Raw genomic sequence first — 14,694 nt, forward strand, 5'->3', positions numbered from 1 at the left:
AAAAGAGTTATTTAAGTTTGTTTTTTAATCTCCCTATGATCTTCTGAATAATCGTTTTTTTTGCATACTTGGTAAGATCATTATGCTTAAAAAGCCCTTCTCCTTGTGCAATTTTGAAATTCTGCTTTACCCACCAGGCTGCAATATTTCTTTCTAATGAGACCGTCTCTCCCGAAAAAGGAATAATGGTTTCCAGTAAAAAACTTTTTCTTACAAGATAAGGATTATTGGTCCAGTTGGCCCATCGTGAAGTGGTAATAAAGTATTCACCCTGCTTTTGTATCTTATCCGGAAATTCTGAGGCGGGATCAAGCCAGTGTAGGGATTCCAGAAGATGAGGTGAAGTACACTCATGCCAGTCATCATAATAGTTCAGTTCATTTCCTTTATGTCTGATCGAAATCAAAGGATAGCCTGGTGTTTTCCTGCTTCTGTAACGGACTACATCAAAGCCGTTGTCTAGCATTTCAAGTCCGCTTTTAAGCCGCGAAAATAGAGTTTCTTGATCTTCAATCAGTTCAAAGTCATGTTCCAGAAAAAGAATATTTTCACAGGCCGCATTTTCTGCCAGCATTTTCATTCCTTTTCCGATACCTATATTATCTTCTAATCCTATATATCTTACTTTATACTGATCCGCCAGTTTCTTATCAGACTCACTTACCTCCTGAAAAAGAATAACAATATCATCAATCATATCCAGAAGTCCATATTTCTTATATGATTTCAGTGTGTTTTTTAATGTTTTTCCTGTTTTCCAGGAGAGGATGCAGATGCTTATGGGTAGTTTTTCCATATTCATTCTTATTTAAGATTCAGGAACGGATGCAGACCTGTCATTGCTGTTTTTCTAGCTGTTTCAATTTCATTAAATTTCCCTGAGAAATATTTATACTGTTCCATATAAAATTTATATTCACTCATATTTCCCTTAGCTCCCATTTTTAGAGCAAAAGAAAAGAGCGCCTTTTTTTCTCTCTTGGTATCATAATGATAATTGGGATCAAGATACTTTGTTTCCCGCTGCATAATCATAGAAAGTCTTTTATTTTTCAATAATTCTGCTTTGTCCTTGGGCTCCTGTTTATAAAAAGATTGTACAGTGTCATGTACCACTTTACTTTGGGAACATACAACTATTTTTAGCCCAAAATAGGTGACACGGTTGACATATTCATAATCTTCAGCACCATGAAAGAAATAAGGATTGAAGCCTCCTATTTTTTCGATAATACCTCTTGGAATGCACCAATGAGCTGCATTTACAAAACCTATTTCATAGTATGCTTTTGTTTCATCAAAATAAATGTCTGAAAGCATTCTGTTATTTCGTAAGTCTTTGGCTAAGTAATTCTCAAAATGAAGGTCCAGTTTTCTTTCGCTTCCGTCAAGGTGCATTGGGCTTAGAATTCCAATCTGCTTGTTGTCCGGATAGCTATTGTACACATCCAGAACCTGTTGAAAACTGTCTGGATAAATCCATGCATCCTGATTCATCAGATAAAAAAAATCAGCACCTTCTTTATGTGCTTTTTCTATTCCCAGGTTGTTGGCTTTTCCAAAACCAAGATTTTCAGGAGACTGTATAAAGTCTACTTCTGGGAAATGAGTTGTGATATATTCCTGGGTTCCATCCGTAGAACCATTGTCTATGGTAATACATTGTACCGGAACAGAAGAACTTTTTAAACTGCTAAAACATTTTTCTGCCCATTTCATGGCATTGTAAGTGACAATGATAACATATATACTCGCCATTTTAAATGTATTTTTGGATTAGACTTTTTAAATAATCCTCCGGATTTATGGTGGAGAAAAAGCTAATAATTTCTGCATCAAAATCTATTTTATAGAAATCTCCTTCATCAGATTCTGAGTACCTCCCTTTTTTATTGATTTCTTTTTCAATGGCATTGACAATTTCTTTGAGATCATAATAGTAGGGATAAGAAAAGTTGATTACTTTATTATTTGTATTCAGACAATAGGGTGTTATAAATTTTGGAATATCCTGAATGTCTAAAAGTATTCTTCTCGCTTTCAGATGTATTGTGAATGTACAGTCATTAAAAATTTGAGTTTTAAGGAAGTTAAAAAGGGTGTTTGGATTTCCTCCTTTCCCTACAATATTTCCTATTCTCAATATCAGGTAATTTTCAATATTGTTTTCAATATAGTCTTCAATTTCTTTTTTGTGAATCACATACGGACTACTTTGCTTAGATTGATCATGAATGCTGAGAGTAGAAAAGTAAATTAATTTCTTTTCTTTGTTTTCTGCAGATACAGTCTTCAAAAGAGAAAGCTCCCTTTCGAATTCAGATGTCCTTGTTTCCAGTGAATTGGATACTCCTGAGGCAAAGAATAAATAATCTTCTGAATCAATTTTTTTTAATGAGTTGGCAATAAGCCCATTTCCTATAATCATTATCAGCGTTTGTGTTACAATTTTCTTATAAAGACTTTTTAAGTTACTTTGTTATTCATATTTTGCAATTCCTTTATTGTCATGTCCGCCTTTTGTATCGAGCTTCCACGAACTTGATTTATCCACCGATTCGATATAGTGCAGATATTCTTCGGTATAATTTTGAGGATCCATATACCATCCGCCATGTAAAGCAGTATAGCTTCCTCCAATTCTTATTCCTTCTAAAAAAGGCAAGTTATTGAATTTCATTGGATAATAAGGTTTGTATAGTGCAAAGGTTGTATCTACAAATGCAGAATATACCTCGTCTTCCAGTTTATGGGACCAGAATTTATTTTCCCATTTAATTACTTTGGATTTTAATGGAAAATAATCAGGGATGGTTTCTATATCCAAAGCAAATCCCACCTTGGTGATGGTATTATAATATTTATCCATCTTAGAGATCATTTCCGTTATAAAGTTTTGAGGGAGGTTTTTATTGGGAACAATATCAGGATCGGTTACTATAAAATAGCCTTTACCATATTTTTCCTGTAGATCTTTGTGATCAAAAAAAACTTTATGTCCGAAATTTCCGTTCATTCTTTCTATTGTTACTGTTTTATCAATAGACTGATAATAGTCAAGAAGCGGAGGATAATCCGATTTATTATCTATAATAACGATATTTTCGAATTTTCTTTCCTGTAAAAAGCTTATTAATTGTTTCAGATAATGTAGCTGATTAAAATTAATGATAATCACAGGAATGCTTAAAGGATTTTGTCTTTGAGATTTTACATGTTGATCATACCGAATAAGATACTGGTACAGATATTTATTTTTTACTTTATGGAGTTTTGCAGTATAATGTTCTAGGTCCCATACAGGATTGTGATTTTTCAGCAACAAATACTTTTTCCGCGGAACTCCCAACAGCTGTTTGTAGCTTTTTAAATAATAGTAAAGTTTATACAGATCAATATTCAATTTCTTTTTATGCTGCCAGCAAAAATGCAGGTGCACATTGATTAATTTTTTCAGTGGCTCTACAGGGAATTTATCATAATAAGCCGTTATCAGATATCCAAAAAACTGGTATCTGGCCTCTGTCTTCTGTTCCTGATAAGTAGTATTTTCTACATCTCCGGAAATACTGGCTGAGGAGATCCGTACAAATGTTTGAGCATGATTAATAAAATAAACTGATCCGAAATCAGAAAATTCCAATACTGCTAAATCATCCGTATGCCAGGCTAAAGGAAGTTCTTTAAATTTATATTTTTGATATGAAACTCTTCTGAAAATATGCTCTGACAAACTTGAACGATGCCCGTCATAAAGTTTTTGAAGCCATAAGTTGGTCGAAGATTCTATAGGCTTATATGTTGTAAAAGAAGTGAGAATTTGGTCAGTCTCATCAATTAATGCCTGAGAATATTTGATCACATTGATCTTATTTTCTTCTACAGTCTTAAGATTTTTGTAGAATTCATCAACAAAATTTTCTGAAATGGTATCATCATCGCCTAAAATAAGAAACCAGTCTTCATGTATATTTTCCAGTACTCTTTCCCACTGCAAAGCTAGATTTTTGCCGCCTACGTTTTCTTTATAATCAAAGTAATGGTACTCTTCAGGATTGAGGTATTGAGTGAGAATAGGTAGAGGATTATTGGGGCTTGCATCATTCCCAATGTACAATGTAAAGTTCTTATTAGTTTGAGCAACAAGAGACTGGATAGTTTTTTCAAAAAAATCTATCTTGTAGTAAGGAATTATGATGGCAAGTTTATTTTGAAGATCCTGTAACATTTACGGTTTCTTTTATATAAATATAGATTTATTAGTTTAGATGAAGCTTTTTATTTTTTCAAAAACCTATATATCTTTTCAACTAATTTATGTCTTCTTGAATTAAGAATTCTATCACTTTTCTGAAATTCTTCATCTACTAATAAAAGGGCATCCTGAAGATGTTGGTAAAAAATCTCTTTTATTACGGGATCTTTTTCATAAGAATAGAGATTAGTAAACAATAATATATTGACTTTGATGTGTTTAAGCCTGTTTAAAGAACTAAATATACCTACACCATATCTATATACTGCCATAGAATCTTCTAGATATCCTATTTTTCCATATTTTGTCAATATCATATAAAGGAAATAATCTCCAATAGGCGAGTTTTTAAACTCCATGGCATCCACTTCTGTTTGTATTACATTTCTGAAAAGAACAGAAGGAGTATGTATATAATTTAGTTTTTTTGCTAATGTTTCTCTTAACTCAAAATTTTCAGGAACCTTAGTGATGAAATCATCTACCAGTTCACCTGTTGGTTTTAATATCTTTACCTTATGAAAGCATAGGATACAATCTTTATTTTCCTCTAAAAAATCTACTTGTTTTTGAAGTTTTAGAGGATCTGTCCAGTAATCATCACCTTCACAAATTGCTATATATTTACCCGTACAGTTTTTAAATGTTTCATTTTGATTCTTCATAGCTCCGATATTTTGAGGATGGAGCAGAAGTTTAAACTTTCCGGGATATAACTTTTGATAAGTAAGTAATATCTCTCTGGAATTATCCTGAGAACAATCTTCACCTATTACAATATCGTAGTTGAAATTCGTTTTTTGCAGGAGGATATTATCAAGACATTCTTTCAGATATTTCCCATGATTATATACCATCATAAATATGCTTACAACGGTATTGGGAAGCTCAGATAATACTACTGACATAGTAATCTCTCCTTCAGTTTGTTCTTTAATAACAAAATTATTTTTTTGATAAGATTTTACAGCAGAAATATTTTCTGATTTTACAGACAGATAAACCTCTTTTAGTTTTAAAACCTCTTTAGCAAAGTATAATATTTGGTATGTTGCCAATTGAGAGATCCCTTTTCCCCAAAATTCTTTTTTACCAATGAAAATATGAAACTCAGCAGAATACTTATCAATATTAGTAAGCTGTACATTTCCAATATATTCTTCATTGCATACAATAGCAAATCTTTTACTGGTATCATCCTGCAGTACTTTTTCAATCCACTCGGATTCTATTTCCTTTGTTATTGTGATATCTGGTCTGGAACCTGTATATTTCCAGATTTCAGGATCATTTCTCCATTGGTATGAAGTAAGGGCATCTTCTTTAACAAGTGGTCTTATTAATACATTATACATGCTAAAATTTTTTTCATTTCATTAACCGAATATCTCTGGTCTATCGGTAATGCTATTATTTCTTGTGCTAAAATATGAGAGTTCTTATCTTCCGTACACCAGTTTAAAACATTTGGCCAATAAGTGGCGCAGTAAATTCTTTCACTGATGAGCTTTTGTTTAAGTTTTTTATCCTGAGTCCTGAAAGGATATACCAGGGGAACAGACTCTTTGGATAATTCAATAGGAAGACTATTTTTTTCTTTTAATGCTTCATGTAAAAAAAGAAAATTTTCTTTTCTGTGCTTTTTTATATAATCATAATCAATGCCTGTTAACATTTTTTTTGTCAAATTAGACATGGTCTTAATGGGCTGATTTTCCAAAGATTTATCATTTTCACTGAAATCAGAATACCCTTCTTCTGCGGATAGATCTATTCTTTTCAACAGATGGCTCATCCGTTGGTAACTTTCATCTTTTTCAAAATCAATATTCAGGCGTTTGTTAGTGTATAGAAACCCTCCATCGGCTACCCCAACAAACTTTCTTGGTGAGTAAAACTGATCAATATTCTTTATTACAGGAGCAAACAGAGCCTGAGCATTATCAATAATGATATTATTGGGAATCTTGTTGATTAACTCTTGGATAAAAAGATCTTTAATCCCAAAATAGTTAGTATATAAAAAAACTTCACTCTCTTTTATCGTTGAGTAATCGAACAGAGGTTCCAGATTAGAATCCACATCGTAAAATTCATATTCAAGATTAATTTTTTGAATAGGTTCTAAAATGACATCACAAGTATAATAAGGAATATAAATTTTTGACTTCTTCCGGGCACGGAGAATATACTCAAGGCAATTTCGTGCAGAATTAAGAGTAATAGAATTATTACCTGCAAAATCTGAGTTACCAACAGGCAGCTCAAGTTCAAAATATCCTCCTATTGCTTTATTATTCATTGACCAGCTCAAATTGATCTAACATATTATTAATCTCTTCAGGTGAATTAAACATCATGACATCAATAATTGATAATCCGTATTCAAAAGGTGTTCTTTTTTGGTCATAATGAACCGGAATCATTTTCTGAAATGAAATATCAATATTCTGATTTGTATATTTTTCTGTATCAAAAAATTCTAACCCTCCGATAGGGTTGATATAATGAATCTTTCCATCCAGTTTTTTACATATATTTAAAGCCCATTCATCCGGACTATTAGGTTCCTCTATTTCGAGATTCATTTCTGAGAATACAGGAAGTTCTTTCGGGAAACCAAGATAATTACATATTTTTTCCAGCGAAGCTTTATTCAATGCTGTAATCGTATCATATTCTCCTTCAAATATTTCCTTCAGTAGCTGGACTGTTTTATAATAGTAAGGAGCTTGTTTTTTATAAATCTGTAACTGAGACAGAATTTTACCTTTCCAATCTTGAGAATTATCAATCAGACACTCCTTAATTAAGGTGTCTCTGCCACTTTTTACTAGCGGAACCTGTATATATAACCAGCCCTCGTTCTGCTTAAGGATTCTGTTTCTTTCTATCCATCCATGTCTGATGAATTGTACAGGATCAAACAAAATAAACAGATCAGAATGCTTAATAAGACTTAAATAGCCTATATAGGGCATAAAATAGGGCTGCATTATTGCTGTTTTCATACTAATTATTTTGGATTCTTAGCATCAATCTTGAAATGAATTCAACTTCTTCAAAAGTCATATCATAGTAAAGCGGAAGACATAAAGATCTTTTAGAAATATCTTCAGTAATAGGTAATTCTAATTTTGGAAGATAAGGTAAAGCTGAGGCTAAACTTGGATAAAAGTATCTGCGTGTGAATACCTCATGACTATCCATCTCTTTTTTTAATTTTAGTAAAAGTTCTTCACTTTCTAAAACAATAGGATAGTACGGGTAATTCTCAGTGGCCTTGGCATGCCAAAGGGGTTTTACAGCCTTTAGTGTTTTAAGCTTTTCGTCATACAATTCTGAAAGAGCCTTTCTTTTTTCGTGAATTTGGGTGATATATTTTAGATTAGCTAATCCCATTGCTGCATGAAATTCTGAATTTTTTCCATTGATTCCCAGATCAGAAAAGGAATCATACCCGGAAATTCCAAAATTCCTTATGGAGGCTAATTTTTTTAAAAGCTCAGGTTTCTTGGTAACTAATAATCCACCTTCGATAGTATGATAAAGTTTGGTAGCATGTAATGAACAGGTAGAAATATCTCCATATTCAAAAATAGATCTCCCATTTATTTTTACTCCAAAAGCATGGGCTGCATCATAAATAACTTTTAAATTATGTTTTTTAGCAATGGCTTCTATTGCATCCACATCACAAGGGTTTCCATAAACATGAGTAGCAAGAATTGCCTGGGTGTTTTCTGTGATAGCTTCCTCTATTTTCTTTGGATCTATACATAAACTTTTTGGGTCAATATCTACAAAAACCGGTGTACATCCTTCCCAGACGATAGTACTGGTAGTTGCAATAAAAGAGAAAGGAGTCGTAATGATCTCTCCTGTAATTTCCAACGCTTTTATCGCCATTTGTATAGCAACAGTTCCGTTAGTGACAAAAAGGAGATGCTGTAACTTAAGATGATCTTTAAGTTCCATTTCAAGCTGACTGGCCAGTGGTCCCATATTGGTAAGCCAGTTTCTTTTCCAGATACCTTCTAAATATGCATCATACTCTTCCTTCGGGGGAAGAAAAGGTTTTGTTACAGGAATCATAATTATAGATTTATTGGAAATTGAGTAAGTTTACCGCCTTTTTTTACAAAGACAAGTTCTACAAGCCATAAAACAGGGATGTCAATGGGTCTGTTTAAATCTGTAATATCATATAACTCATATCCAGCTTCGTCCATTTTGTTGACCAATCTCAATAAGGAGTTTTTATACACTTTAACCTGAACGCCTGCTTCTACCATAAACACTTCTGTTTTTCCAAATAAATCGGAGGCACCATCAATCACTTCCAGGTCCAGTCCTTCAGCATCAATTTTTACAATGTCAGGATAATCAAGATTATTTTCCTTGATAATGGAACTCAGAGTTTTGATAGGAACTTCAATTTGCTCATATCCCATTTTGGCAGCTTCCTCTTCTGAATAAATAAAAGAGCAACTGTCATCTCTATCAACTATTGTGAATTTTAAGATATCATTTTTATCTCCAACACCCACAGGTAAATATTTGATTTTAGGATTTTGCAGCAAGTCTTGAAAATTTGCTGAAAGCCTTTCCTGTGGTTCTATAAGAAGATAGGAAGAGTTAGGGAATTGTTTTAAAGCCTCTCTTGTCCATGTTCCGGTATTCGCCCCAATATCAACAATAAAATTAGGCTGAAAGTTTAATGCTTTCAGGGTTGCATAAAATTTATTCAGCAGGTCATTTTTTTCGTTTGCAACTGCTGCTTTTTTACTTCTTTGGACCATACTATCATAAGTGTCGTTCTTAATGATTGTATAGCCTACTTTGTTGGCTATTTTTTGTAATAAATCTTTCATCTTTTTAATTTTAATCTAAGGTCCAGTTGAAGGTCGGGCGAATATATCCAGGTTCACGACCCATCCAGTCACCTAGTTCCCTTGGAGTATCTTCAACGATAAATGTAAATATATCAGATTCAATAAAATCTGCTCTTAAAGCATCTTCAATAATGTATAAACTCAAATAATAGTTACCTGACTGAAAATATTTTGCCGGGAAAGTGCATTTTATTTTATTATGTCCGGGTTTTAGTCCAAATTGTTCAAAATGAGAAAGAGAAAAAAGAGGTTCTCCCTGTTCATTATTCAAAACATAGGTCAAATGATATCTTCCCGGATTATTTGAAAGAACATTAATATCTGTGATTAATTCTATTGCCTGGTTTTCATATAAATTCTTAAAATCATCTGAGCCAGCGTTTTTCACGGTAACTCTTTGGATTCTTACGTTCTCGCTTCCAATATCAAAGGTTTTTATATATTCATTTTCTTTGGAATTTCCGAGATAATAGCTTACACATTTATCGATATTCCCTGAATATTTTACCATTCCTTTCTCTAATAAGATACCGTTGTTACAAAGAGTTTTTACAGCAGCCATATTATGACTTACAAACAAAATAGTTCGGCCTTCTCCTTTGGTAACATCTCCCATTTTCCCCAAACATTTCTTCTGAAATTCAGCATCACCTACGGCTAAAACTTCGTCAACGACTAATATTTCAGATTCCAGGTGAGCGGCAACAGCAAAAGCAAGACGCACATACATTCCGGAAGAATATCTTTTTACAGGGGTATCTATATATCTTTCAACTCCTGAGAAATCTACAATTTCATCAAACTTACGCTTGATTTCTTTTTTGGTCATCCCAAGAATAGCGCCATTCAAGAACACATTCTCACGACCGGTCATTTCCGGGTGAAATCCGGTTCCCACTTCTAATAAAGATGCAATTCTTCCATTGGTATAAATTTTTCCAGTGGTAGGTTTTGTTACTTTACTTAAAAGTTTGAGAAGAGTAGATTTTCCAGCTCCGTTTCTCCCTATGATCCCGACAGCATCTCCCTGGTTAATCTCAAAATTGATATCACGGAGGGACCATACATAATCAGATTCACCTTTGGTTGTTCTGTCATTGGCTTCACCAATTTTTAGATAAGGATTTTCCTTACCTCTTACTTTATGCCAAAATCTGTTGAGGTCATGGGATAAAGTCCCGGTTCCCACTTCTCCAAGACGATATTGTTTTGATATATTTTCTGCTTTTAAAGCTAACATGTTTTTGTGATTTAAATTTTTACTCAAGTGTTTTTATATCCAATGCTATAGTTTTTATACTGTGTCCATAAAGGTTTTTTCAACCTTGTTAAAAGTAACCACTCCAACCATAAGAAGAAGTAAGATAATCACAGTACTGGCAACCAGCATAACCGGAGAAAAATCTCCCACGCCCAGCCAGCCATATTTGAAGCATTCAAAAATACCTGTCAATGGATTAAATTTTGCTAACTTTTTGAAATATCCCGGAAGCATTGATACAGGATAAATAACCGGTGTAGCATACATATATAAACTGATACCGAATGCTAAAAGCATACTTAAATCCTTATATTTTGTGGTAAGTGCAGAAAATATCATTCCAACCCCAAGTGCAAAAAGGGCCATCAGAACTAATAAAAATGGAGTTGCCAGGATCCACCAGTTAGGAGAAACCTCATGATTAACAAGATAGTATGCCCATACCATAAGAAACAGGATAAACTGAACACTTAAACGCATCAGGTTTGAAATGACAATTGAAATGGGAGTTACTAATCTTGGGAAGTATACTTTACCAAAGATATTGGCGTTTCCTGTAAAAGTCGCAGTAGTTCCCAGCAATGCGCCTGAAAAATAATTCCATAAAGTAACTCCGGAGAGATAAAATATGATACCGGGAGCTCCATCTGTAGGTAACTTAGCAAATCTCCCAAAAATAATTAGGTAAGTAATCGTTGTAAAGATGGGATTTATAAAAAACCAGATTGGTCCTAAAATGGTTTGCTTGAAACTGGATATGAAGTCTCTCTTTACAAACATGTAAATTAAATCTTTGTAGTGCCAAACTTCTTTTAGTTTTAGATTAAATAAAGAATGGTCTGCTTCAATGGTTTCCGTCCACTTTTGTTGTGGTTCATTCATCTGTGTAAGTTTTAACAAATTTATAATAATTAATTTTTACCATTTTTTTAGTCTGTAAATTATTGATTATATAAAACTAAAAATAATAACTAATATATTGGTGTTGTTATTATGTATAAAAATTATTGACTCTATAATGTAATTATTTTGCAAAGTTTATAAATACTCAGTATAGGCAGACATCTCAGGATTAATGGTTATATTTTCCGAATGATTTTTTATAAATTCTTCTACAATATAGGATTCAATGAATTCTGCTATGCCTGTAATCATGATATTTTCCATTTCTTATTTTGTAATTGTTTTTCTACTTATACTTTTATAATGAAATTTTTTTTATCCCGGGATTTCAAATGAATAGATATTCCCTTTGTCAAAAATAACCTTATTTTCCTTACTATCAGTTCAAAGTTTAAATTTTTGAACCAGATTATTCTGCAGTAATACATATAAAGTATTTACATCTTCCAATGCGTCATACCTCAGTTCTTATATCCGTTACATAGATAACAAAAAGAAAGTATGGTTGAGATTAAAGAATTGATCTTACATAACTTTCTTTAAAATCTTATACAAAGAAACAGGAAGATTCTTTTTTATTGCAAAGTCCAGTTTTTTTGACCGAAACGGATAAGCATGATAAGCGTTGATATATTCCTCAGGGAGTTGAGTTCCAGATTGATATAATTTTTGAGTAATATGATTGATGCTTCCTCTCGAAACTCCTTTTTTATCAAACATCATCTGAAGTGTAGCTGCCTCCATTTCGATTCTGTCTGCCTTTACTTTTGAAATATTGTCAGCATGAAGCCTGTAATATGCCAGCTTTTCAGGAATATAAGCAATTAAATATTTTTGACTGACCTTGAGCCATCGATAATAATCTTCTATAATAAACTGTGAATCATATTTTCCGGTTTCCCTTACAACGTCTGTTCTTAATAAGACGGTGAGCGCTGCAATTCTATTTCCTTTTAATAGTTCTTCTCTGAAAATATAAGGATCTATATTTCCCAATGCATCATAGTCAGCAATATCCTCAATAATCTGGCTGTCGTTATTTACAGCATGGGTATGAGAAAAAGACATTCCATATTCATTTCCCAGTTTTTCAAGGATATATACTGATTTTTCAAGGGATTCAGGGTGTAGGAAATCGTCTGCAGCAATGATTTTTATATATTTCCCTTTAGCCAAATCAAGGCACTCATTAAGCATTGTGGGTAAACCTGTATTTTTAGTATGGAAGTTTTTTGCTGCAGAATAATTATTTTCCTGTAGCCATTGTTCAAAAACTTCTACTGAATGATCCGGAGACGCATCATCACCTACAATTAACTGAATGTTTTTGTAAGTTTGATTTTTTATACTATCTAGATTTTCCTTTATAAACTGTGATTGATTATAAGAAACTACAACAACTGTTACTAAGGGTTGGTCCATTTAAAATTCGTTTACCGTTTTAATAATTGCCTGTACTTCCTCTTCTTCTAAAACAGATGAAATTGGCAGACTTAACACTTCTGTATGTATTTTTTCGCTTATAGGAAAAGAAAGATCTTTCCACTCTTTGTACGCTTCCTGATGATGAGGAGGGATAGGATAGTGGATAATGGTTTGTATTCCATGTTCTGTAAGATAAGCCTGAAGCTCATCTCTTCTTTGGGTCCTGATTACGAAAACATGCCATACATGCTCATTTTCATTTTCGGGATACTCAGGAAGGATGATCGCAGGATTGTTGATTTCTTCGATAAATCTTTTTGCGATAAATCTCCTTGCATTGTTTTCATCATCAATATATTTCAGCTTGATGTCTAACACTGCTGACTGAAGTTCATCGAGTCTGGAATTTAATCCCTGATAAATGTTTACATATTTTTGATTGGAACCATAATTAGCCAATGCTCTGATAGCTTTGGCTAGCTCATCATCATTAGTTGTTACAGCCCCTGCATCTCCTAAAGCTCCTAAGTTTTTTCCCGGATAAAAGCTGAATCCGGCAGCATCTCCAAGATTTCCGGATTTTATGCCATTCCACTCTGCTCCTATGGCCTGGGCGTTGTCTTCAATGATTTTTAAATGGTATTTCTGAGCAATTTCTTTAAGCTGATCTGAGAAAACAATTCTTCCCTGAAGGTGAACAATAAGAATTCCTTTTGTTTTTTGGGTGATTTTTTCTTCAATTTTAGCAATATCAATATTATAGGTATTGAGTTCCGGTTCTATTAATACAGGTATTAATCCGTTATCAGAAACAGCTAGTATAGAAGCGATGTAAGTGTTGGAAGGAACAAGGATTTCATCTCCTGCTTTCATGATGCCTAATTCTATGTAAGCACGAAGAATAAGGCGTAAAGCATCCAATCCGTTGGCTACCCCAATAGCATGTTTTGATCCGATATATTGTGCCAAATTAGTTTCAAAAGCTTTGGTTTTTTCTCCTAAAAGATACCATCCTGATCTGAATGTCTGTAATAAGGCACTTTCTATTTCCTGTTGGTATTTGAGATTAACTTTTTGTAAATCAAGAAACTTTATCATTGTTATTATTCTTTAAAAATTTTGCAGGGTTTCCCACCCATATTTCATTATCGGGAACATTTTTGGTCACTACGCTGCCTGCACCAATTAATGCATTTTCACCTATCGTAACTCCAGCTAAAATAGTCGCATTGGCACCAATCGAAGCTCCTTTTTTTACCAAAGTTTTTTCTAATGTGAAATTTTTATTTTTAGATTTTGGAAATAGGTCGTTGGTAAAAGTTACATTAGGTCCGATGAATACATTGTCTTCAAGATCTACCCCATCCCAAATTTGAACTCCGGGTTTAATGGTGACATTATCTCCAATAGTAACCTCATTTTCTATAAGGACCTGGCAGTTGATATTGCATCCACTTCCGATTTTGGCACCTTTTAAAATGACACAGAATTGCCATACCGAAGTTCCTTCGCCTATATTTTGAGACTGTACGTCAGCTAAAGGGTGTATCATTTTTTGTAATTTTTAAACTCTTCAAAATCTCTGAAATAATCATGCTCGTCATAATGTTCAGAAGCAAGGCATAAAAGTACTGCACTGTGGCTGAACTTAATATCTCTCCAGATTAATTCCGGAATATAAAGTCCCTTGGAAGGGTTGTCTAAAACGAATGTTGCCTCATTGCCATCCAGGTCCTTAGTGTTGAATTCTATTGTTCCTGAAACGGCAAAGATCACTTGCTGTAGTTTCTTATGGGCATGTCCTCCACGGATTACATCTTGAGGCGTAAAATAAGTCCAGTAAACTCTATTGATGGGAAAAGGAATATTTTTTTGAGTTTCTGCTACAGTAATATATCCTAATTCCGGAGATCCGATCTTTGAAAAATCTATAATATGCGGAGTCATAATCATTT

16 protein-coding genes are annotated in these 14,694 nt (G+C 33.3%); all 16 read right to left on the reverse strand.

Annotated elements, in window-relative coordinates; genetic code table 11:
* Positions 1-7: 7 nt before the first annotated feature.
* The gene (locus EL260_RS02575) at positions 8-796 is read right to left on the reverse strand and encodes a glycosyltransferase family 2 protein (protein ID WP_123858726.1); all 789 of its coding nucleotides are present in this window, start codon (positions 794-796) and stop codon (positions 8-10) included.
* 8 nt (positions 797-804) lie between these two features.
* On the reverse strand, positions 805-1,758 hold the full coding sequence (locus EL260_RS02580; protein WP_123858727.1) for a glycosyltransferase family 2 protein: 954 nt from the start codon (positions 1,756-1,758) through the stop codon (positions 805-807).
* Between the two features lies 1 nt (position 1,759).
* Positions 1,760-2,428, reverse strand: a complete 669-nt coding sequence (locus EL260_RS02585; RefSeq protein ID WP_123858728.1) for an NAD-dependent epimerase/dehydratase family protein — start codon at positions 2,426-2,428, stop codon at positions 1,760-1,762.
* Between the two features lie 51 nt (positions 2,429-2,479).
* Positions 2,480-4,228: a glycosyltransferase family 2 protein gene (locus tag EL260_RS02590; RefSeq protein WP_123858729.1), complete on the reverse strand. Its 1,749-nt coding sequence runs from the start codon at positions 4,226-4,228 to the stop codon at positions 2,480-2,482.
* Between the two features lie 50 nt (positions 4,229-4,278).
* The gene (locus EL260_RS02595) at positions 4,279-5,610 is read right to left on the reverse strand and encodes a GNAT family N-acetyltransferase (RefSeq protein ID WP_123858730.1); all 1,332 of its coding nucleotides are present in this window, start codon (positions 5,608-5,610) and stop codon (positions 4,279-4,281) included.
* On the reverse strand, positions 5,595-6,557 hold the full coding sequence (locus EL260_RS02600; protein ID WP_123858731.1) for a hypothetical protein: 963 nt from the start codon (positions 6,555-6,557) through the stop codon (positions 5,595-5,597). The genes EL260_RS02595 and EL260_RS02600 overlap by 16 nt, the downstream gene beginning before the upstream one ends.
* Positions 6,550-7,266 (reverse strand): WbqC family protein, encoded by a 717-nt coding sequence (locus EL260_RS02605; RefSeq protein ID WP_123858732.1) that lies wholly within the window; start codon positions 7,264-7,266, stop codon positions 6,550-6,552. The genes EL260_RS02600 and EL260_RS02605 overlap by 8 nt, the downstream gene beginning before the upstream one ends.
* A gap of 1 nt (position 7,267) precedes the next feature.
* Positions 7,268-8,350, reverse strand: coding sequence for a DegT/DnrJ/EryC1/StrS family aminotransferase (locus tag EL260_RS02610; protein ID WP_123858733.1), 1,083 nt, complete (start codon positions 8,348-8,350; stop codon positions 7,268-7,270).
* Between the two features lie 2 nt (positions 8,351-8,352).
* Positions 8,353-9,129: an FkbM family methyltransferase gene (locus EL260_RS02615; RefSeq protein ID WP_123858734.1), complete on the reverse strand. Its 777-nt coding sequence runs from the start codon at positions 9,127-9,129 to the stop codon at positions 8,353-8,355.
* A gap of 10 nt (positions 9,130-9,139) precedes the next feature.
* Positions 9,140-10,390: an ABC transporter ATP-binding protein gene (locus tag EL260_RS02620; RefSeq protein ID WP_123858735.1), complete on the reverse strand. Its 1,251-nt coding sequence runs from the start codon at positions 10,388-10,390 to the stop codon at positions 9,140-9,142.
* Between the two features lie 54 nt (positions 10,391-10,444).
* Entirely contained in the window at positions 10,445-11,293 is an 849-nt protein-coding gene (locus tag EL260_RS02625; RefSeq protein WP_123858736.1) for an ABC transporter permease, read from the reverse strand.
* 156 nt (positions 11,294-11,449) lie between these two features.
* A complete protein-coding gene (locus EL260_RS26090; protein WP_262696988.1) occupies positions 11,450-11,578 on the reverse strand; it encodes a hypothetical protein in 129 nt (42 codons plus the stop codon).
* Positions 11,579-11,839: 261 nt separating this feature from the next.
* Complete coding sequence (locus EL260_RS02630; RefSeq protein WP_123858737.1) at positions 11,840-12,736, reverse strand: glycosyltransferase family 2 protein; 897 nt, start codon at positions 12,734-12,736, stop codon at positions 11,840-11,842.
* The gene (locus tag EL260_RS02635) at positions 12,737-13,837 is read right to left on the reverse strand and encodes a DegT/DnrJ/EryC1/StrS family aminotransferase (RefSeq protein WP_123858738.1); all 1,101 of its coding nucleotides are present in this window, start codon (positions 13,835-13,837) and stop codon (positions 12,737-12,739) included.
* The gene (locus EL260_RS02640; protein WP_123858739.1) at positions 13,821-14,291 is read right to left on the reverse strand and encodes an acyltransferase; all 471 of its coding nucleotides are present in this window, start codon (positions 14,289-14,291) and stop codon (positions 13,821-13,823) included. The genes EL260_RS02635 and EL260_RS02640 overlap by 17 nt, the downstream gene beginning before the upstream one ends.
* Complete coding sequence (locus tag EL260_RS02645; protein WP_123858740.1) at positions 14,288-14,686, reverse strand: sugar 3,4-ketoisomerase; 399 nt, start codon at positions 14,684-14,686, stop codon at positions 14,288-14,290. The genes EL260_RS02640 and EL260_RS02645 overlap by 4 nt, the downstream gene beginning before the upstream one ends.
* Positions 14,687-14,694 lie beyond the last annotated feature (8 nt).

The sequence above is a fragment of the Chryseobacterium nakagawai genome (genome assembly GCF_900637665.1).
Classification (GTDB): Bacteria; Bacteroidota; Bacteroidia; order Flavobacteriales; family Weeksellaceae; genus Chryseobacterium; species Chryseobacterium nakagawai.